Annotated in this window: 18 protein-coding genes and 2 pseudogenes; 16 read left to right on the top strand and 4 right to left on the bottom strand. The window is 48.5% G+C overall.

Translation table 11 applies throughout. The features are described 5' to 3' along the window. The 4 genes from L691_RS0100215 to L691_RS31680 all read left to right on the top strand — a co-directional run. A partial coding sequence (locus L691_RS0100215) for a hydantoinase/carbamoylase family amidase (protein WP_025688007.1) occupies positions 1-1,045 on the top strand: 1,045 nt, incomplete at its 5' end. A 2-nt stretch (positions 1,046-1,047) separates the two neighbouring features. Next, on the top strand, positions 1,048-2,376 hold the full coding sequence (locus L691_RS0100210; protein WP_025688006.1) for an amidohydrolase family protein: 1,329 nt from the start codon (positions 1,048-1,050) through the stop codon (positions 2,374-2,376). A 133-nt stretch (positions 2,377-2,509) separates the two neighbouring features. After that, a complete protein-coding gene (locus L691_RS0100205; protein ID WP_025688005.1) occupies positions 2,510-4,315 on the top strand; it encodes an LTA synthase family protein in 1,806 nt (601 codons plus the stop codon). An 86-nt stretch (positions 4,316-4,401) separates the two neighbouring features. Then, positions 4,402-4,677, top strand: coding sequence for a hypothetical protein (locus L691_RS31680; protein ID WP_156934109.1), 276 nt, complete (start codon positions 4,402-4,404; stop codon positions 4,675-4,677). Positions 4,678-4,986: 309 nt separating this feature from the next. On the opposite strand, the gene asnB is transcribed toward L691_RS31680, so the two are convergent. Further along, positions 4,987-6,906, bottom strand: a complete 1,920-nt coding sequence (asnB, locus tag L691_RS0100195; protein WP_025688004.1) for an asparagine synthase (glutamine-hydrolyzing) — start codon at positions 6,904-6,906, stop codon at positions 4,987-4,989. A gap of 132 nt (positions 6,907-7,038) precedes the next feature. Here asnB and L691_RS0100190 point away from each other — a divergent pair, with 132 nt between their 5' ends. Continuing rightward, complete coding sequence (locus L691_RS0100190) at positions 7,039-7,923, top strand: LysR family transcriptional regulator (protein ID WP_025688003.1); 885 nt, start codon at positions 7,039-7,041, stop codon at positions 7,921-7,923. A gap of 33 nt (positions 7,924-7,956) precedes the next feature. Here L691_RS0100190 and L691_RS0100185 read toward each other — a convergent pair. Continuing rightward, positions 7,957-8,202, bottom strand: a pseudogene (locus L691_RS0100185) (aldo/keto reductase); the annotation flags it as partial. Between the two features lie 239 nt (positions 8,203-8,441). Here L691_RS0100185 and L691_RS0100175 point away from each other — a divergent pair. The 8 genes and pseudogenes from L691_RS0100175 (at position 8,442) to L691_RS0100140 (ending at position 14,251) form a co-directional block, all read left to right on the top strand. Then, positions 8,442-9,614, top strand: a complete 1,173-nt coding sequence (locus L691_RS0100175; RefSeq protein ID WP_025688001.1) for a radical SAM/SPASM domain-containing protein — start codon at positions 8,442-8,444, stop codon at positions 9,612-9,614. Between the two features lie 25 nt (positions 9,615-9,639). After that, positions 9,640-10,641 (top strand): radical SAM/SPASM domain-containing protein, encoded by a 1,002-nt coding sequence (locus L691_RS0100170; RefSeq protein WP_025687999.1) that lies wholly within the window; start codon positions 9,640-9,642, stop codon positions 10,639-10,641. A gap of 18 nt (positions 10,642-10,659) precedes the next feature. Then, positions 10,660-11,649, top strand: a complete 990-nt coding sequence (gene ahbB, locus L691_RS0100165; RefSeq protein WP_051459265.1) for a siroheme decarboxylase subunit beta — start codon at positions 10,660-10,662, stop codon at positions 11,647-11,649. A gap of 341 nt (positions 11,650-11,990) precedes the next feature. Further along, positions 11,991-12,416, top strand: coding sequence for a DMT family transporter (locus tag L691_RS0100160; RefSeq protein ID WP_025687996.1), 426 nt, complete (start codon positions 11,991-11,993; stop codon positions 12,414-12,416). A 48-nt stretch (positions 12,417-12,464) separates the two neighbouring features. Continuing rightward, positions 12,465-13,163: a Crp/Fnr family transcriptional regulator gene (locus L691_RS0100155; protein ID WP_025687995.1), complete on the top strand. Its 699-nt coding sequence runs from the start codon at positions 12,465-12,467 to the stop codon at positions 13,161-13,163. A gap of 14 nt (positions 13,164-13,177) precedes the next feature. Continuing rightward, on the top strand, positions 13,178-13,690 hold the full coding sequence (locus L691_RS0100150; protein WP_025687994.1) for a DMT family transporter: 513 nt from the start codon (positions 13,178-13,180) through the stop codon (positions 13,688-13,690). Between the two features lies 1 nt (position 13,691). After that, a pseudogene (locus L691_RS0100145) lies at positions 13,692-13,856 on the top strand (NUDIX hydrolase); the annotation flags it as partial. Between the two features lie 104 nt (positions 13,857-13,960). Continuing rightward, positions 13,961-14,251, top strand: a complete 291-nt coding sequence (locus L691_RS0100140; RefSeq protein WP_025687992.1) for a hypothetical protein — start codon at positions 13,961-13,963, stop codon at positions 14,249-14,251. A 54-nt stretch (positions 14,252-14,305) separates the two neighbouring features. On the opposite strand, the gene cls is transcribed toward L691_RS0100140, so the two are convergent. Both cls and L691_RS0100130 read right to left on the bottom strand, forming a co-directional pair. Continuing rightward, on the bottom strand, positions 14,306-15,721 hold the full coding sequence (cls, locus tag L691_RS0100135) for a cardiolipin synthase (RefSeq protein WP_025687990.1): 1,416 nt from the start codon (positions 15,719-15,721) through the stop codon (positions 14,306-14,308). A 101-nt stretch (positions 15,722-15,822) separates the two neighbouring features. Further along, on the bottom strand, positions 15,823-16,410 hold the full coding sequence (locus L691_RS0100130) for a class I SAM-dependent methyltransferase (RefSeq protein ID WP_232229059.1): 588 nt from the start codon (positions 16,408-16,410) through the stop codon (positions 15,823-15,825). Between the two features lie 144 nt (positions 16,411-16,554). Here L691_RS0100130 and L691_RS0100125 point away from each other — a divergent pair, with 144 nt between their 5' ends. From L691_RS0100125 to L691_RS0100115, 3 genes are all read left to right on the top strand, one after another. Next, complete coding sequence (locus L691_RS0100125) at positions 16,555-18,135, top strand: alkaline phosphatase family protein (RefSeq protein WP_025687988.1); 1,581 nt, start codon at positions 16,555-16,557, stop codon at positions 18,133-18,135. A gap of 121 nt (positions 18,136-18,256) precedes the next feature. Beyond that, the gene (locus L691_RS0100120) at positions 18,257-18,946 is read left to right on the top strand and encodes an HAD family hydrolase (RefSeq protein ID WP_025687987.1); all 690 of its coding nucleotides are present in this window, start codon (positions 18,257-18,259) and stop codon (positions 18,944-18,946) included. A gap of 327 nt (positions 18,947-19,273) precedes the next feature. Continuing rightward, on the top strand, positions 19,274-20,875 hold the full coding sequence (locus L691_RS0100115) for a PTS transporter subunit EIIC (protein ID WP_025687986.1): 1,602 nt from the start codon (positions 19,274-19,276) through the stop codon (positions 20,873-20,875). Positions 20,876-20,887: the final 12 nt, after the last annotated feature.

Here is a 20,887-nt window from a genome sequence, read left to right as displayed (position 1 = left end):
GTCGCCGCCGATCGTCTGCGGCTCGCATATCGATACGGTTCCGGGCGGCGGAAAGTATGACGGAGCGCTCGGGGTGTTAATGGCGCTTGAAGTATTAAGAACGTTGAATGATGCAGGGATAGCAACCCGTCACCCGTTCGAACTGGTGTCGTTCAGCGCAGAGGAACCGAATCCGTTCGGACTGTCCACCTTCGGCAGCCGGGCTGTTGCAGGCAAGCTCACACGGGAGCAGATCATCGGGGTGAGGAATCCCGAAGGCAAGCTGCTCACGGATGCTTTGACAGAGGCAGGAGGAAGCCCGGAATACTTTGAGCGGGCCGTGCTTTCGAAGAAATCCATAAGCGCCTTCGTCGAGGTGCATATTGAGCAGGGAAGGCGCCTGATTAGCCGGAACATTCCGATCGGCGTAGTTACGTCAATAACCGGCATCTACCGTGAAGAGGTTGCGGTGCGGGGAGAAGCCAATCACGCAGGAACCACGCTTATGGAAGACCGCAACGATGCTTTGACCGCAGCCGCCGAAATGATCCTCGCCGCCGAGAGCATCTGCCGGGCATTTCCTGCCTACGAGGTGGTCGGAACGGTCGGGCAGCTTCACCTCATGGCGAACGCCCCTAATATTATTCCGGAGGAAGCGGTATTTCTGGTCGAGTTTCGCGGGGAGTCCAAAGAGCAGATTAGGCAGGTCTTAACGGAATGGAATCTTCGGCTCGAATTATTGGCGAAACGGCGTCGGTCTGTTGTGACCCGAAAGGTTATCCTGGATCAGGCCCCCTCTCCCATGGACCGGTCAGTGATGGAAGCTATCGAAAGGCAGGCAGAGCTCCTGGGGATTCCATCACTGCGCCTTGGAAGTATGGCCGGTCATGACGCGGCCCATATGGCCTCTATCACCCGAAGCGGAATGATATTCGTCCCCAGCGTGGGCGGCAAAAGCCACTGCCCGGAAGAAGAAAGCCGCATCGCCGACATTGAGCAGGCGGCTAATGTTCTGCTGCACACGCTGCTGGATTTGGATTCCAGGCTGGATTCGGGAGGACGATGACTTTGAAGCAGCTGTTCAAAGCAGATCAAGTCTATGTAGACGGCCAGTTCCGGCAGAACTGGGCGATTTACACCGAGGGCGGCAGGATCATCGAGACAGGTGAACAATCGCTGTTGGAAAGGAAATACCATTCAGCGGTACAAATCGACTGGACAGGAAAGGCGATACTTCCGGGTACGGTTAATGCGCATAATCATTCCTTTCAGAGCCTGCTGCGGGGAATCGCGGCGGACCGGCCTTTTTTGGAGTGGAGAGATCAAGCGCTGTACAAATATACGCCGCTCTTGGATGAGGAAGCGATATATGCCGGCGCGCTATTAGCCTTTGGCGAAATGCTCAAGTACGGCGTGACGACGGTTAGCGATTTCTTTTATGTGCATGACGGGGGTAATGCCCTGGACGAAGCCGTAATCAAGGCGGCCAAGGACCTCGGGATTCGGCTTGTACTGGCGAGGACGATGTATGATTGGGACGGAGCTCCGGCAAGCTACCGGGAAACGGTGCCGGATGCGGTCAAGCGTACCCGTGAGTTAGCTGTAAAATATCAGGGAAATCCAATGGTGACCGTCCACCCTGCGCCGCATAGCCCTCACGCCGCTTCGCCGGAGATGATCCAGGCCGGTTACAAGCTCGCTGTGGAGCTGGATACGCCTTTTCATATTCATGTTGCGGAGGAGCCGTTTGAGGTAGAGGAGACGCTTGCCAAATACGGGCTGCGGACGGTTCATTATCTGAATAAGCTCGGCGTCCTGGATGAACGGATGATCGCTGTCCACCTGGTGTGGCTGGAGGAGCCCGAGATCCGCCTGCTGGGAGAGAAACGCGCGGGGCTGGCTTACTGTCCTTCCAGCAATATGTTCTTATCGGACGGCGTTACGAATATTCCCGGCCTGCTCGCGGCGGGTGTACGGGTATCGTTAGGTACGGACGGTGCTTGCAGCAACAACCGGATCAGCGTTTTTGAGGAGATCAGAATGTGCTCCTTGCTCCAGAAAGTATCCAGGCTGGACGGTACCTGCATTAACGCCGGGCAGGTCTTTCGTATGGGCACCCAAGCTGGCGGCGAGCTGCTGCGGCTTCCCACAGGGGACATCCGGCCGGGAAATTATGCGGATTTTGTCTCCGTGGACCTGAATGATCTATCACTGTCACCCGCCACCGAGCTGTTCGCCAATATCGTGTATTCCATGCAGCCGACCGCAATCAAGGATGTGGTGGTTGACGGCAAAATCGTAGTCGGCGGCGGCCGGCTTCTTGCGATATCGGAATCGGCAATCGTCCAGAAAATCAATGATCTTTTAAGCAAGTGGGTAAAAAAATTCGGCACATGATGGGGTTTGATGGATTATTTCATAGCCATATTCGGATGGTGTTATCCGAATGTGGTTTTTTTGTTAACTTTAAGCTTTTTTTAAGGAATCAGGCGTATAATGTTTGCCTATATAAACCGAGGAGAGGGTAAGGGTGCGTCATTATATGCCTGGCAAACGGTTGGGAATCATGCTGCTGTCTTTTTTGATCGGTGGATTTGTACTGAACTTCATCATGCAGGCCGCTACGTTTGGCATGGATATCGGAAGCGTTTTCGCATGGATATCGCGGTATTACTGGCTGTATGCGGCCGGCAGCCTGTTCTTTTTCTTCGTGCTGCTTGCTTTTGCTGCGGTTATTCCGAATTTGTATATAGGTCCCTTAATAGCCTTCGTCGCGTGTGTCATTCTGGGCATCGCTGATTATAAAAAGCTGGCAACGACGGGGGAACCGCTGTTTCCGTGGGACCTGATGCTGGTCAAAAATGCGGGGGAGATGAGCAAGATTACCAATGGCATGATTTCGCCGCTCGCGCTTGTGCTGGCTGTGGTGCTCATTGCCGGGCTGATCTATCTGCTGCGCAAGCTTCCTAAGATCAGAATCGGGCTGCCGCTGCGGGCGGGTTTTACGATGATTTCCGCAATCATGATTGCCGGGTTTATCCTGGTGGTCGGCGGCCAGTCGACGCTTGCAACCTCCATCCACTATCAGAATATTTACTGGAACCAGAAAGTGAATTATACACAGAATGGATTTTTATTCGCTTTTACAGGCAATCTGAAGCAGAATCTGATGGAGAAACCGGACAATTACAGCAAGGAAGCCATCACCAAGATCGCTGAAAAATACAGCGCACTTCCAGGCAATAGTACTGCGGCAGCGCCAGCCGAGTCACCAAATATCTTGTACATGATGGACGAAGCCTTTTTTGACCCGACACGTCTTCCTACATTTACTTTTAGTGAAGATCCTTTGAAATTCATCCATCAGGAGGAAAAAAATACGCCGTCCGGCTACATGTTGTCACCCGAATTTGGCGGCAATACGGCCAATATCGAATTTGAAGCGCTGACGGGCCTGTCAATGTATTTTCTCAAAGACGGCTCCATTCCTTACCAGCAGCGGATCGTGAAAATGTCCTCGCTGCCCTCGATCGTCAGCATCCTCAAAGACCGGGGATACCGGGCGCTGGCGCTTCATCCGTTCGATGAGACGTTCTACAACCGGAACAAAGTGTACCCTATTCTCGGGTTCGACCAGTTTACAGATCAGGATCAAATGACGAATGCTCAGCGCATCACGCCGGACGGATATATCTCCGATATGGCCGCCGTCAAAGAGGCGGTGCGTGAGCTGGACAGCTCCGATCAGCCGACGTTCCTGCATTTGGTTACGATGCAGAATCATTTTCCGTTCGTCAAAGGCCATAACGGGCCGAATACGGTAACGGTTAGCGGCGCTACGCCCGACCGGAAGGACGAGCTTGAGACGTATGTCCAGGATACGAAGCTGACCGATGAGGCGCTCGCCTATCTTGCCGAGGAGCTGAAGTCGTTGAAGCGGCCTACGATTGTCGTATTCTGGGGCGACCATCTTCCGGCGCTGTCAGGGGACATCTATAAGCAGGCGGGCTGGGATACGAATCCTAGGCTGAAGCATGAGACGAAGCTGCTTTATATGGCCAATTTCGATATCGGCAAGCAGCCGGTGGGTACTCTCAGCCCCGCTTTTATCGGGCCGACGGTCTTTGAGCTTTCGGGGCAGAAGCTGCCGGCCTATTACAAGCTGTTGGACAAGGTGAAATCGGAGCTTCCAGGCTTGAGCAAAAATGTGCTGATCGGGCCGTCCGGCGTTGTTCCCGGATTGAACGCGGAGCAGCAGGCGCTGTTGGACGATTACCATTTAGTGGAGTACGACATGCTGGAGGGAGAGAATTACTCGCAGGGTTTGTTATTTTAAATAAGGGGATTCTGCAAAAAAACTACGTAGCGGCAGCGCGGAAGAATTGAAGCGTCAACTCAAGCCGGTGAACAGTTGGGGTTCCCGTGATTGAACTCGTCAGCGATGGCCAACATTCCATCCGTCTGGCAATGTCCTGGAGTGTGGCCGGACATCCTATACCAGTACTGTCAGTACCACAACCTAAAGGATATTCCAGGCCTGTCATGGAGCTCGACCGAAGGCTGAAGACAGGCCTTAAGAAAAATTTGCGTGGTATCCGTGAATTGAAAAAACAAGTCCAGTACGAATTTTCCGACGAAGCCGAGATTACCATAGAATATCTGGCTGCCGTACGTTCCATTTTGCCTGACAATCGCTGAAACAATGTTCTAAAAAAGTGGGCTCCGATTCAGCGGGAAACTGTTAAAACTATTCGACAAACTCGACACCTTCCACCCTCAATATGAGTCGGTGAAGCGCTGGCTTCGTCCCCTTGAGGATGCCACCCGGATTCTAAGTCCCGGACGAGGACAGACTGCCGACTCCGTTCATCTGCAAATGCAATGGCCAGAGAAGAGCTAATTGATTCTGTTCTGCAATTCTGGAGTAGCGTTTGTTACGTTCACCAATCTGTTCCGAAGGAGATGAGGGATCAGTCGAGGTTGCTTGTATTGGATCGGCTAGAGCCGCTATCTCAATCCAAATTGTTCTTGTAAAGCTGTAATGCTTGCAAGCATCATGATAGTTGCATCAGTTTCTTCCCTTTCCTGCGATGGAACATCCTCAATAGTCGCAAGTAGTTCGGCAACCTTCTGCTTATCGAAAAACGGCAGCTCATGCAAATAATCACTAATATATTCACGAAAAAATATAAACAATGGTTCCTCTGTTTTTTTCGCAGAGGGCGCAACAAAAGGATGCTTTTGCCGTTCGTAAATGGTATTCGTTATTACAGGATGAGCCGCTTCACGCAAAATAAATTTTTCAGTCATATTCCGTATTTTAAGGGATATCGGAAGTGTTGTCGCAAATTGCACCAACTCGTGATCCAGGAACGGAACTCTTCCTTCAACGCTATGCGCCATTTCCATGCGATCACCAAGACTGCTTAATAGGTAGTTGGGCAACAACATCTTGGACCAAAGATACAAGGATTGATTTAATATATGCCGCCCGTGGAGTTGGTTTTTTACGTCCAGATCATCTAGGAATGTGCTATAGGCATCAAGTTCAGAGTATTTGGCCTTCATTTGATTTGAAAGTAAACTTTTAGGTTTATTAGAACTTGTAATTCTTAATTTAATCCAGGAAGGTACATAACCGAGGCGCCGATTTATGGCATTATCATCAATAACCTCATTTGAAGATAAGTCCAGCGAAAAGAAATTTTTTCTCTTTAATTCTTTAAGAGAATCTTGAATACTATTTTGACTTCCATGATCTTCTGTATAAAGCAGCAAATCTTGACGGAAATGAGAATATCCGGCCAATATTTCGTCAGACCCCTCACCGGTCAAAACGACCTTGTACCCGGAATCTCTAACTAACTTGCTAAGCATAAACTTGGCTACAGAATTCGGGTTTGGAATAACGTTTTCACAATGCCGTATCGATGCCACAAAATTATCCGCTAGAGATTGTTGCGTTACATAACATGGACTAAACTCTGCTCCGGTAAACTCCGCCATTTCTTTAGCGATTGCAGATTCGTCATAGAGTGCTTCTTCAAACCCTATAGTAAAAGCTTTTATGCCGCTTCCTCTGAATTTGGCAACCGTACCAAGGATCGAGCACGAATCCAGTCCGCCGCTGAGATATACCCCTACCGGAACGTCTGCGCGTAAGCGCAACTTCACGGCTTCTTCAAAATAATTTCTAAACATTTCAATAGCTTCTTCATCGCCCAAACGATTGTTATGCATTTCTTTTAGTGGGTAATTAAAGTCCCAGTAACGGTAAATGCGATGTTGATATTTTGTTGCTACCATAACATGTCCAGGCGGAATCTGAAAAACCCCTTTAATGAGCGAACGTTCTTGCATAGGCGTAAACCCAAAGTGACACGAAATATAAAAGCTCTCCTCATCCCATTGAGCGGGTACTCCTGCTGCTAAAAGTGCTTTTATTTCCGAAGCTAAAAATAATGCGCCCTGGTGAAATGAATAATATAGCGGTTTAACTCCAAAACGATCTCTCGCTGCAATCAATCTTTCATTTTTAGAATCCCATATGATAAAGGCATACTCCCCTCGTAACTCTTGTAAAGCATCCAGCCCTTTTTCTTCATAAAGGTGAATTAATATTTCACTGTCTGATGCTGTTTTAAAGCGATGTCCCTTTGCTTGAAGCTCGCCCCGTATTCTCTCGAAATCGTAAATCTCCCCATTCACAACAGCGTGAACTCTTCCGTCTTCATTTTCAAGCGGTTGATTTCCGCCTTCAAGATCTATAATACTAAGCCTTGTATGCCCCAGACCCACTTTTCTATCCTCAGATATCCAAATTCGTCTTCCATCCGGTCCACGATGAAATAAAGTTGCAGTGGCCTTTTCTAATGTTTCCATTTCTACATTTCCCACATCGCAATAATGCCCAAAAATACCGCACATAAAAATCCCTCCTTCATGATTTTTAATTTCTGGAACTATATATTATATTAGTATCATATATCCTGAATAACAAATATATAGTATTCATATATAGATAGCTTGATAACTATTAATGAAGGAGAATAACAATACATGGACCTGCTTCAATTGAAATATTTCCAAATGGTTGCCAAGCATGAACATATGACCCATGCGGCTGATGAGCTTCATATTGCACAACCGACTTTAAGCAAGGTTATTGCCCGTTTAGAAGCGGATTTGGGTGTTTGCTTGTTTGACCGTCAAGGCCGACAAATCAAGCTTAACAAGTTTGGCAGAGTATTTCTTCACAGAGTAGAAAAGATATTTCTTGAGATAGAGGATGGAAAACGAGAGTTATCCGATATGATTGGGCATGAAAATCTGGAGATTTCTATAGCTTCAAACTGCTTTTCTCTATTCCCGGCACTTCTTCAAGATTTTTTTAAACTATATCCTCATATAAGCTTTCGTCAAGCAACCGGTTCAACAATGGAGATGCAGCAACAGTTGCAAAACGGCGATGCTCATTTTTCTATTTCTTCACCTCCCATTGAAGGTGAGCACATAGAATGCATTCCGCTAGTGACGGAAGAAATATTTTTAATGGTTTCTCAAAGACACAAGTTTGCAAGCTTTAAAAGCATTAATCTTATTGAAGCAGCCAATGAACCATTTATCAGCTTGAAGGAGGGATTAGGCAAATGGAATTTAACAAAAAAGCTTTGCAATCAAGCTGGTTTTACTCCCAATATTATATTTGAGAGTTGTATGATAGCAGACTTGTTAGATATGGTAAACTACGACCTGGGAGTAACTTTACTTCCAATACCACAATGGAATCACTGGAGTCAACTGCTGATTACGAAACCCGTTCCTCTCCATATAAAGGAACCTGTTTGTAACCGAACAACAGCTCTATCCTTTGTCAAAGGTCGGTATTTACCCCAGGTTGTTAAACAATTCAAGAATTATATCATCAATTATTTCGGGGCATGACTATAAGAGCCTTTTCAAAAATATAACCTCCTACCGCCCGCGGGCCAGCGGACTCCACGTAATGACGCCGATGTTCACCTCCTCGCACAGCGGAAGCATTTCCCGCTCCTCTTCCCGGTACAGCAGATTCAGATAGTTCTGCATGCTGACGAATTTCGTCCAGCCGTGGCGCTCGGCGGTAAATAGGGCCTTCTGGAACTGCCGGGCATACATGGGTAAAGCTCCGATATAGCGAGCTTTACCCGCTTTGACGACATCGTGCAGGGCTTCCATCGTTTGAATTCCGTAGCTCATTCACCCCAAAGCCAACCTGGATACCTCCATCCCAGTCTTTCCGAGCTTTGCATATTGCATGCCAATCATCCATCCTCCATTTGTAGTCATTGGTTGTGATCGAAGCTTCTTCCGATAGCATGAATACGGCACAAGAGCAAGATAAAAACGCATATTCTTATTCCCCCAAGCTATAGTACGATAAAAAAGATTGTATCTAAATTTGGAAAAATGAGGGAGCGGAAATGATTAATGTAACGAAACTGCTTACCGGTATGAAGGGAGAAGGCGATGACCTTCGTTATACCATTAAGCCGGGACACAAACCGCATGGCGTTTCCGCGGGCAGAGGGCCAGTCGTCGTATGGAACTCAACACGGGCATGCAACTTAACCTGCAAGCATTGTTATGCAAATGCCGGTCCTGCTCATGATCCCGATGAAATGTCTACGGAGGAAGCGAAGGCGTTTATTGATGACCTGGCCGCATTCCAGGTGCCGGTCCTGCTTTTTTCCGGTGGAGAGCCTCTGATCCGCAAAGATATTTTTGAGCTGATTTCTTATGCGTCAAGCAAAGGGCTGCGTCCGGTAATTTCGACTAACGGAACGCTGATCACTACCGATAAGGCGAAAATGTTAAAAGAAGCAGGGATTAAATATGTCGGTGTAAGCCTGGATGGGCTGGAAGAGCGCCATGATGAGTTTCGCGGACGAAAAGGTTCTTTTGAGCAGGCGCTTCAAGGCATCCGCAACTGCTTGGCCATCGGCCAGAAGGTAGGAGTCCGGTTCACAATCAGCAGACATACATATGAAGACCTGGATGGAGTCCTTGATTTGATTGAGCGGGAAAATATTCCCCGGGCCTGCTTCTACCATCTCGTCTATTCCGGCCGAGGGAGCGCTCTGCAGCAGGAGGATGTTACCCATGAGCAGTCCCGGCATGCGCTGGACCGGATTATGGCGAAGACAATAGACCTGCATGGTAAAGGCAAACAGGTTGAGCTGCTTACCGTTGATAACCATGCGGATGGAGTTTATTTATATCAGTGGATGATGGAACACGACCCAGCGCATGCAGGTGAGCTGCTTGAACTGCTTCGGAGAAACGGCGGCAACCGTTCCGGTATCGCTATTGGCTGTGTGGATTGGCACGGCAACGTCTATCCCGATCAGTTTACCAGAGATATCGAAATCGGCAATATCCGCAAACAGAAATTCAGCGAAATCTGGCGCGATGCCGCTCATCCGCTAATGGCGGGCCTGCGCGATCGCAAACCGCTGCTGAAAGGACGCTGCAGTGAATGCAAATGGCTGGACGTCTGTAACGGAAATTTCCGGGCCCGGGCTTCGGTAAGCGGTGATTTCTGGGCGGAGGACCCATCCTGTTATTTAAGCGACCGCGAAATTGGAATCGTATAACACGGGAAAGGAAGGCTGAATACGCATGCTTGTTTCCTGGAATGTGACCAAGAAATGCAACTTATACTGTGAACACTGCTATCGCGACTCCGGACCGGCATCGCCGGTAGAAGACCAGCTAACCACGGAGGAAGGCACCCGGCTCATTGATCAGATCAAGCAGGCCGGATTCAGACTTCTCATCTTCAGCGGCGGCGAGCCCTTGATCCGCGAAGATCTTTGCGAATTGATCGCATATGCCTCATCCATCGGCCTTCGTCCCGCACTCGGCAGCAACGGTACGCTTCTGACTGCCGCCAAAGCAGCGGAGCTTAAGAAAGCGGGCCTGGGAGGCATCGCGATCAGCATAGACAGCGCTACGCCGGAGTATCATAACCGGTTCAGGAACGCGCCGGAAGGCTGGCAGCAGGCATTGGAGGGCATCCGTTATGCCCGTGAAGCCAGGCTGAGAGTCCAGATTAACATGACCCTGACCGAGGGCAATATGAATGATTTCGAGCAGGTGGCTCAGCTTGCAGAGGAGCTGAAGGTTTCCTCTCTGCACCCGTTCTTTCTCGTCCCAACCGGACGAGCCGTCAACATTGAAGAGGAGGGGCTTAAGCAGGAACGCTACTACTCGGTTCTGCGCAGCGTTCTGTCCAAACAGAAATCCACCTCCCTCGAAATCAAACCGACCTGCGCTCCCCAGTTTATGCCGCTTGCGAGGAGCATGGGGCTTGAAATGCGGTATACGCGGGGCTGTCTCGCCGGGGTCGCCTATTGTTCGGTGCTGCCGAATGGCGAGGTGCATATTTGCCCGTACCTGCCGGTTAAGGTGGGGAATGTTCGCGAGCAGCCTTTTGATGAAATCTGGAGGGACAATCCGGTGTTCCGGGATTTAAGGAACTTCGAGAAATATGAAGGCGAATGCGGCTCCTGTCCGGACGTCGGTATTTGCGGCGGCTGCCGGGCGAGATCGTACTATTACAGCGGCGGCAATTTCATGGCTGAAGAGCCGTGGTGTTACAAAAGATCTGTCGCGCTGTAGGCCGGGGAGGGGTAAACAGTGGAACTGGATGCGTTGGACCGGAAGCTGCTGAATCGGCTGCAGATCGAGCTTCCTCTGGTCAGACACCCTTGGAGCACCGTTGCGGAAGAACTGGGATTACACCAGGATGAAATGCTGCTTAGGCTGAAAAAGTTGAAGGAAGAGGGGTTCATCCGGCGGATCGGCGGGGTATTTAATCCGGCGGCGCTCGGATTCAGAGGCTGTCTGTATGCGATGACAGTAAGGGAAGAGCTTTTTTATCAGACGGCTGCCGTCGTTAACAGCTTCAGCGGCGTTACCCATAATTACCGCCGGCGCAGCCGGCTCAATATGTGGTTTACGCTGAGTTCCCGAACTGACGAAGAACGGGGAGCCATACTTGAAACAATCTGTGAGGCGGCTGGCAGGCCGAGGCTCTATTCGTTTCCCTCCGAGCAGATATTTAAGCTGAAGGTCTTTCTGAATATGGAAGAAAAGGCGGCTGCATCAGCTATTGGACCCAGTCTGAACCCGAATGGGGGCACAACCTGCAAACAGGAGCTTTGCAAAATAGAGAATACGGATTTGCTGCTGATCCGCGAACTGCAGGGAGATCTTCCGCTGTCACCCGAACCGTATACCGAGATTGCCTATAGGACAGGATGCAGCTTGGAAGAGGTGTTTCGCCGCTTGCAGACACTGCAGGCAGGAGGAGCGCTCAAACGAATCGGAGCCGTTCTGAAGCATAGGGAAGCGGGATTTTCAGCCAATGGTCTGTTCGTCAGCGTACTTCCTGAGGAGCATATACCCGAGGCTGGGAAAAGGCTGGCCGGGTATGCGGAAGTCAGCCACTGCTACAAACGCCGGGCTCATCCCGATTGGCCGTATAATTTGTACGCCATGATTCACGGACTCAGTGAGGCGTCTGTCCGGAAAGTTGCGGAGCATTTTGTTCAGCAGGAAGGCATCAAGGAATACGACATTCTGTTCAGTACGGAAGAACTGAAGAAAACGAGCTTTTCGATCTAAAGCGCTGCATTTTGAAAAGGGCGAGGGATATCCATTTTATGTAACGCGGAGATCTGTACATCATATTGCTGGGGCTGCTAATTGCCGGTTCCATTTACGGAATCAAATGGCTCCATACGGACCACAGGTATTTAACCCGAGCAAGCAGCCTTCAGGCGATGAACTCGACGCAGTGATATGACCGGATATCCGGTCTTTTTTTCTCTTCGAGAAACGGATGCTTTCCTCCCGTGAGGACAGCGGAGCCGTTTCTTTTTGCATTTAGGACATATGTCCTTCCCAAAAAATTGGAGATATCTTTTAATTAAGATCAGAGCTAACATCAGAGGAGAGGTTAAGAAATGAGAGGGCTGTTATTTGCGTTGTTGGGCGGGGCCTGTATTACGTTGCAAGGAGTGGCCAATTCCCGGATCAGTCAAGATATTGGAACTTGGCAAGCTGCCACAGTTACCCAGTTAACCGGATTTATTATGGCTCTGCTGATCTTGCTGTTCGTCCGGGACGGAAGACGGCGGGGGCTTAGCCAAATCAAACCGTTATATCTTATTGGCGGCGCGTTTGCGGCTGTCATTATTTTCAGCGAAGTGACGGCAATTCACCAAGTCGGGGTTACCTTTACGATATCCGCGCTGCTGATTGCCCAGTTGTGCCTGACCTTTTTAGTAGACTCGAAAGGTTGGTTCGGCGTGGTGAAGCAGAAGATGAAGCTGCCGCAATTCATCGGCCTTGGAATGATGATCGCCGGTGTAATCATACTTAAATTTTGATAATATGATTACGCCACAATTTGAGGAGGCTGGAGGTGAATGCGGATGATGAAAGAAATCCAGGATCATAAGCAGCTGGACTTTTTTTTACAGACTTATCAGTTGGAAACGATATTTAATGAAGCATTGCTGCCGCATTTGTCGCTGTTCCGCTTTGACCAGGGTGAACTGATCTGCTCCCAGGGGGAGCCTTCACAGGTCCTGTACGTGCTTGTAAAAGGCAAAATTAAAGTATATACCACCTCCGAGGAGGGCAAAACCCTGATTATTTCGTTCAAGAAGCCGATTGAGGTGATTGGGGAAATTGAGTATTTCCAGCACATCCCAATTATCCATACGGTGGAGGCGGTGTCGCCGGTCTATATGGTTGGCGTTCCTTATCGCATGCTTGAAAAATACGGCTCAGACTACCCCCCGCTGCTGAACTTTTTACTCGAAGTCATCACCCGGAAGTTTTATGTGAAGTCCAACTTTTTAAACTTTAATATGATGCATCCGGTGGAGGTGCGATTAGCCAGCTATCTGTTGTCGGTTTCCTATGACGATTCCGATTCCGAGATTCCGGGGCAGCTTAACAGCTTCCGCCTAATTGATGTAGCGAACTTTATTGGCACCAGCTACCGGCATCTGAACCGGATTATTCAAAAATTATGCACAGAAGGCCTGATTGAGCGCAGCAAAGGGTTCATTGTTATTAAAGACAAGGAAGGCCTAAGCGCGCTGGCTAATCAAAATATTTATGAATAGGAGGTATACGCCTTATGATCCAAGGGCTGTTACTCGCGCTCGTTGCGGGTTCGCTTGTAAGTATGCAAAATGTGTTTAACAGTAAAGTCAATGAACATACAGGGTCCTGGGCTACAACGGCTTTGGTGCTGGGAATGGGCTTTGCGGCTTCGCTGACTTTTGGCCTGATCTTTGAAGGGGGCCGGCTGTTCAGTCTGGAGAATATGAAGCCTTGGTACTGGATCAGCGGCGCAATCGGGGTGGGTGTCGTTATCTGTCTGACGCTGGGGATCAGGCTGCTTGGTCCTACGTATGCGATCTCCATCGTGCTGATCTCACAGCTCGGAAGCGCCCTATTGTGGGATTCGATGGGCTGGCTCGGCTTAAACAAAGTTCCTTTTACATCCCAGCAGCTGCTCGGGGTACTGGTCATTGTCGGCGGAATTCTGGTATTCAAATTAGGCGGCGGGCGTGTTCATCAGGCGGCATCGGAAGAAACAAACGAGACCTCGTCATGCAAAATAAAAAATGAAGCGAGAGGCGCTTAGGATGACAACCGCGATCGATAAAATAGCCTGGGTATCCATAACTCAAGGCCAACTGTTATGCGCCCGTTCCAAAGGTAAAGATATCTTCTACTTGCCTGGTGGAAAAAGAGAGCCCGGCGAGAGTGACGCAGATACGCTGCTGCGGGAAATAGACGAGGAGCTAGCGGAAGAACATACAAGAATGATTCAGAGCATCTGAAGACCGAAACCCATGGCAGGAAAATAGGAGCAGATGGAGAGACCAGAACTTCATTTTACGAAATACCGGGCATGGAAAGCGGCAAGTGGCTGGCGGTTCAAGACGATGAACTGGCTTTTGCTTTTATATATAAAGGGCTGAATGTTCCAGGGATTAGCTTGAAAGAGTTTAGTCCAACCGCCGTAGAGTTTAATGAAAACGGGAGGAAGATTAGAGATTCGGAAACAGTATCAAAAGTAATAACAATGATTGAGACAAACGCTGCTTTCAATACACTGGACGATTACCGGCTGATCGAATCCAATATTACTTCAATTGAGCTGTACTCCGATAAGTATCCAAGCTTAATATATTCTCCATAACATTTTGGCCCCTGAAAAAATCCTTGTCAGGCGGGGAGCCGAGGCAAATCACCCCTAGAATAAAGGCGACAGTAGCCGGGCGAAAATAATCTGCATTTTTTGCAATGTGCTGCGTTTTTCGAATTTCGACTGTAAAATCTCCTCGCTAACGCCAAGATCCCGGTAAAAATCTTGTACCAGGCGGTCAACGACCTTCCCGTCAAAAAAGACCGCATTGATTTCGAATTGGTTGCAAAAGCTGCGTATATCCATATTTGCGCTGCCGGAGAGCGCCAAATCATCGGAAATAATTAGTTTGGCATGGATGAACCCTTTCTGGTAGCCATAAAACCGCCCTCCCGCCTGCAGCAATTCCTGGACATAGGACAAAGTTGCGCAATAAACCAAATTTCTATCAGGAACAGCAGGTATAATGATACGAACGTCGACTCCTCTTGAGATGGCCGTTTTCAGAGCCAATAAGATGCCGGGATCGGGAATGAAATAGGGCGTCTCGATCCAAATCCGCCGCTTAGCCGAAACGATGAGGGAGAAAATAAGCTCCAGGATCGTCTCGTCAGGCCCGCTTTTTACGATTTGTACAAGCTCATTTCCGCCACTTTCCTGAATCGGATAATAGACGGGCTCGGTTATGATTTGTCCTGTAACCAAATGCCAATCGGTCAAAAAGGTATATTGTACCCACAGGACCGCATCGCCTTTAATGCTAAAGTGAGTATCCCGCCAGAAGCCGAATTTCGGATCTTCCCCCAAGTATTCATCTCCAATATTCAAGCCGCCGAAAAAACCGGTTTTGCCGTCCACCACCACGATTTTACGGTGATTTCGATAATTGAGCCGTCTATTGAAGAATGAGGTTAGCAAAGGAAAAAAGCACCCCGTTTCCACCCCGGCATCCCGCAGCCGTTTCAAATAGGCTTTTCCTAATCGGCGGCTTCCGATCCCGTCATATAAAAAGCGTACTTTCACCCCTCCCTGCGCTTTCCGGATCAATAATTGTTCAAACCGGGTACCAAGCTGGTCGTCGCGAACAATGTAAAACTCCACATGAATATGATGCTCGGAGGCGGCAATTGCATCCATCATCGCTTCAAAGGCTTGCTTTCCTTCGATGAAAACCTCCGTTTCATTACAAGCCGTAATGGGGGCAATCTGTATGTTTTTGAGGATTGCATGTAGATTGCCGTCTTGGACAATAGTCTGCCCATGCATATTTTTTAGTACCCGCTGTCTGCATCGATCAATGAGGTCGTCCTTTAATCGGTCCCAATTCTTTTTTTCTGTCCGTGAAAGAGCAGGAGGGCAAAGGTATTCTTTCGCAACAAATAAGTACAGCACGAAACCGATAACCGGAAAAATGAACAAAACAATAAGCCAAACCACCGCTTTGTTCGGACGCTGATATTCGAAGATGATAACGAATGCGATTTGGATGATAAGCAACAAGAGAGCCAGAACGATCCAAAGCAATGGTATACTTCACCTCCTTGAAGGGCATACGTGGAAAAAAGACTCATGCCCGCTTTTACAGCAAGCAGAGTCTTTTTCGGATAGTGCTTCTCATTGTGAGATTATGTGAGGTTTGCCGAGAAAAACAGTTCATTATATAACAAACCTTTTCGAAAACGGTTGATGACCTGTGAAGTAAATTCATTCTCCCGAAATAATTGAATGTATTCTTCTTCTCTCCGGATATACTCCCCATTGTCATAAAGATTCATAAACCAATTGCTTAACGGCTTATTTTGGCATAGACAAGGTTCCATGACGATGATTTTTCCATTCGGTTTTAATGTTCGTCTAAATTCCTTCATGTAATCGGCAATTTTTTCGGACGAAATATGGTGCAGCACTGCGACGATGAGTATGTAATCGACAGACCCATCATCAACCGGAAGCTTGCCGTTTTCAAGAACAAGAAACTTGTGTCTTGGGTATAGCCGTTTGGCGTAATGGATGCGTTTGGCGTCCGGGTCGATGCCGAGATACTGAAGGGGTTGAAACATCGAACAATTCGCTCCTGTGCCGGAGCCAAAGTCAAGCACGACTTTATCCTTAAACGCGAATCGGGTTTGGATTTGATCGTGAATATATTTTTTGGTGAACCATTTCGGACGTACGAACCAATGGTAAAGCTGAGGGGAAGACAAAGTATTCAAAAGCTGCCACCATCTTTCCTGAAATTGAAGTCAATGACAATAATCTAACCCTCCAATCCCCAAAAAATTCAATAAAATTTTACATAATTATCTCTCCCATTGGGCAATTTGATTTGTAACAATCCGAGAAGGGAACAGCTCAGTATGAGAATAACTGTTATTTTGATAATCGGCTTAACTTTAATCATCACTCTTACCGGCTGCCAAGCGAAATCGGGAACGAATGTTGGTATGCGCTCCGAACCGGAGTTCAAGGCAGCATCTACGGGCAAAAAGCCCATCGTAACCATTATTATTGATTCCTTGATGGACAAGCCGCTGCAGGAAGCGATGAAACAAGGCAAGGCGCCTGCCCTAAAGTATCTGATTGATCACGGGCAGTATTTTCCTAATGTGGTTAGTTCATTTCCGACCATGTCCGTAACGATTGACAGTACGTTATTAACGGGGGTGTACGCGGATAAGCATCATGTTCCGGGGCTGGTGTGGTACAGTGACCGAGAAAAGCGGATGATCTTCTACGGCAATGGGCCAAAAGAAGCTTTGAAGATTGATCAGCTGCAAGTGTTGACGGACAGCGTGTATCAAATGAACCAGGTTCAATTAAGCAAAAATGTGAAGACCATTCATGAGGAATTGGCTGACTCAGGCAAACATTCGGCTTCGATCAACGCCGTTATTCTCAGAGGCAGAACGGAAAGGGATCTGCGTGTCCCCCAAACGATGGCGAAAACCACACGGCTGCCGGATCATTATAAAGTCAGCACTCCGGAGTTGTTCTCGCTTGCCGCGTTCGCTCATTTGAACCCGGAAAACGCCAATCATACGGCCCTGTGGGAAAAGTATGGAATGAACGACAAATTCGCAGCCCGGGATATCGCTTATTTGGTGGAAAATGGGAAGCTTCCGGAAGTAACGATCGGATATTTTCCAGGAAACGATAGCGTTCACCACCGAAAAGGCTCCATGGCGCTTCGAGGTATTGAAAGGGCCGACCGGGCGCTTCAGCATGTGCTGGATTCATACGGGTCATGGGAGGAGGCGGTTAGAAGAACCACGTGGATAATTCTGGGGGATAGCGCTCAAAGCGATGTGATGGAAAATCGGGATGAATCCAGGATAGATTTACGGCCTCTTCTGAATGGTTACCGGATCGCCAAGCTGGGCAGACCCGTGGGACAAGACGACCAGATCGTCATCGCCGCTAACGAACGGATGGCTTACATTTACGCCGTATCGCCCGGCATGAAGCTCTCTGAGATTGTTAAAAGTTTACAAAAAGAAGCTAAACTCGACATCATAGCGGTAAATCAGGATCAATCGGTACGGCTTACGGGCGGAGGACAAGGCGATAACGTTCTGTCCTATCGTCCGGGAGGGCCATATTCGGATGAGTACGGGCAAAAATGGTCGCTGTCGGGCGATCCCAGGCTCGCGGACATTTCTCTCCAAAAACATCGGATCAAATACGGAAAATACCCGGACGTGCTGGCCCGGTTATATGGCGCGCTCCATTCCCATGAAGGACGATATGTCGTCGTCACGGTGAAACCGGGATATGAATTGGCCGGCGAAAGCTCTCCCACCCATCGCGGAGGAGGAGCACACGGATCGCTGCATGAGGCGGATTCCATCGTCCCTCTCATTGTTGCCGGAACGGATTCGAAGCCGAAACACCCGAGAATCGTTGACTTGAAAGACTGGATTCTGCGGATAGCTGACTGAAATTGATTCCGAATATTTGTTGTTCAGCAGATACCGAACGCGAAAAATTACTCTTCAAAATCTTCCAATTATGATAAAATATAAAGGGGGATCCCACTAAACTACCGGAGTTGAATGTTCATTGAAGGACTTTGAAATTATTAGTCTAGACATGTTTCAAACCTTAGTAAATATAGACACTAGAATCGAACACATCTGGAGGCCCATTTTACAAAATACATTTACGGCTCAATTAGCTGAAGAGTATGGACAAACATTGCTTAAGTATTTTTTTGCTCATTGGATTGAACTGAGAACGACGGGACAATTTCATCTGATGAATGAAGTTTATGAGAGAAGCTTTTCGCAATTGTTTAAGGAGAAGGTGGTTTCCTATGATGTAGGAGAAGCAGTTAGAATTATATTTCAAGAACATACATTATCACCATTTTATGATGAGACTGCCGGCTTTCTTGAGAGTATATCAAAGAGCCATAAAGTTTGTATTGTAAGTGACGCGGATGAAGCAATGATACCGTATTTTTACGAGAAATATGGCCTGCATCTCTTTACATCTGAGCAGCATCAATCTTACAAGAACGACGAGAGGAATACGATGTTCAAGGAACTGCTCAAGTTCTATCGTACCCACCCTAGACAAGTGCTTCATATCGGTGATTCTGCTTCGGATGTCCTCGGAGCTAATAGAGAAGGCATCGTAACGTGCTGGATTAATAGAAATAAAAGAGTTTGGGAGCATGAAGTTAAACCGGATTACATAGTAGAGTCTTTGGATGAAATTGAAGAATTATTGATGACAAAGAAAAATTAGGGCGATAGTTCTAAACCTTCGGCTGATCGGACATTGATTCCTACTAAGGCAGAGTACCTGTTTTTCGACAAGTAAAAGGTGGTAATTACTGACCATTGATTTTAGATTCGATTATTGTCACAATAGAAATACTATTATATTACGAAATTGTTACCTTTTGGGCCGCTAGGCCCCGGGAAGAACCGAGTGCCGCCGAATCTATTATTCGGTGATGATGCTTGATTTGAAAATAGGTCTTTTTTTGCATCAATAAAAGAATGTTCCTCGCCGATACAAAATTTGAACCATACCATAGACGCTGTACATAAGAACGGAGAGGAGCTGAAAATGCCAGAAAGCCATATTCACCCAGTTCAGAACGGACAAGGTCCCCAAGTTAATCAGAACCCGGCGAAGGTACTGGCCATGCGCTTCATTGAACTATCCGGCGGGCTGGACAATGTGTCGGAAGTATCTCACTGTACAACCCGAATCCGGCTCCGATTACGAGACGGTACCCGCGTGGATGAAGCTGGTCTTTCCCAAATCGAAGAGGTTCAGAATATGTTCGTTCATGCCGGACAACTGCAAATTATTGTGGGACCGGCAATAGTCTTTAAGGTGCACCGTCAAATGGTCCGTCTACTTCAGGACTCTGGACCGGTCCGTCAGCTTGAAGCGGAAAGCCAGCACGGAACTGGCGAACCGGAGAGCCCCGTCCGCATCGCGGGGGCGGCCGATACCAAGCTTCCTTCCTTACAGGATGTATGGAAACGGAGAGTCTGGGCGCCTCAGGAAGGAGAGGGGTCATCTCCGGAGCTGTATGACTCGGCAAAAAGGGGACTGATTGGCCGAATGATGGGGGCGGTCGGCTTTTTCTCCGATATCGTGGTGCCGATCATCCCGCTCTTTGTCGCGGTTGGCCTGCTTCTCGGATTGATCAGCATGATAGAAGCCTTCGGCTGGGCGGCCCCTGACAGTACATGGTTTCAGACGTTATTATTGCTGTGCGGCTCGGCTTTTCAGATCTTGGCTGTGATGTTCGGATATCAAGCGGCCAAGCGGTTCGGGGGCACCCCTGTGCTCGGCGCCGCAATCGGAATTGTCATGACCCGGCTCGACTTTTTGCATCTGTCAGGAACCGGAGGAACAGTGTTACATTCTGCGGATTTGACGAGTACCCCACAGTTTGGGTATCAAGGCACCGTGATTCCGATTATTCTTGCGGTATTACTGATGACGCTTATTGAGAAGGGACTGCGGCGGATTGTTCCGTCATCGACAACCATTTTGCTGGTTCCCTTTCTCAGCCTTATCATTGGAGGCGGCCTCGCTGTCCTGATCATTGGGCCGCTTGCTGCGCATCTGGGCGGCTTTCTTAGCAGCTTGCTGGAAGAGCTGTACCGACTTGGAAGTACGGTGTTCGGTCTGCTCCTAGGCGGGGTCTATGGTCTTATCGTCTTGACCGGGCTGCACCACGGCATTCAGGCAATTGAAATCGGGCTTATTTCCAATCCAAACATCGGGGTCAACTTTCTGCTCCCCATCTGGTCAATGGCGAATATCGCTCAGGGCGGGGCCGGGCTTGCGGTGTATGCCAGAACCCGGGATAACGAGTTGAAAAAGATAGCGCTTCCCGCTTCGATCACCGCCTTTTTCGGCATTACCGAGCCGATCGCTTTCGGCGTCAACCTGAAGCTTGGCCGTCCCTTTCTGGGTGCAGCCGCTGGGGGGGCTGCTGGAGGGGCTTATGTTGCCTTCCACGAGGTGGTAGCCAATTCGTTCGGATTGACCGGGATTCCAATGATCGCCTTTATCATCCCGCCAGGACACATCAATTTCATTCATTATATGGTCGGACTCCTGCTGGCTGTGGGAACAGCATTTGCAGTTACCTGGGCCCTAGGGGTTGACAAACCGCATCGGTGGGAACAAAGATCCAAATACTAATCGTAAAAGCAT

Source organism: Paenibacillus zanthoxyli JH29 (assembly GCF_000520715.1).
In the GTDB taxonomy this organism is placed as follows: domain Bacteria; phylum Bacillota; class Bacilli; order Paenibacillales; family Paenibacillaceae; genus Paenibacillus_AQ; species Paenibacillus_AQ zanthoxyli.
Note: the sequence above shows the minus strand (reverse complement) of the source record. Positions and strands in the feature narration are given on the sequence as shown.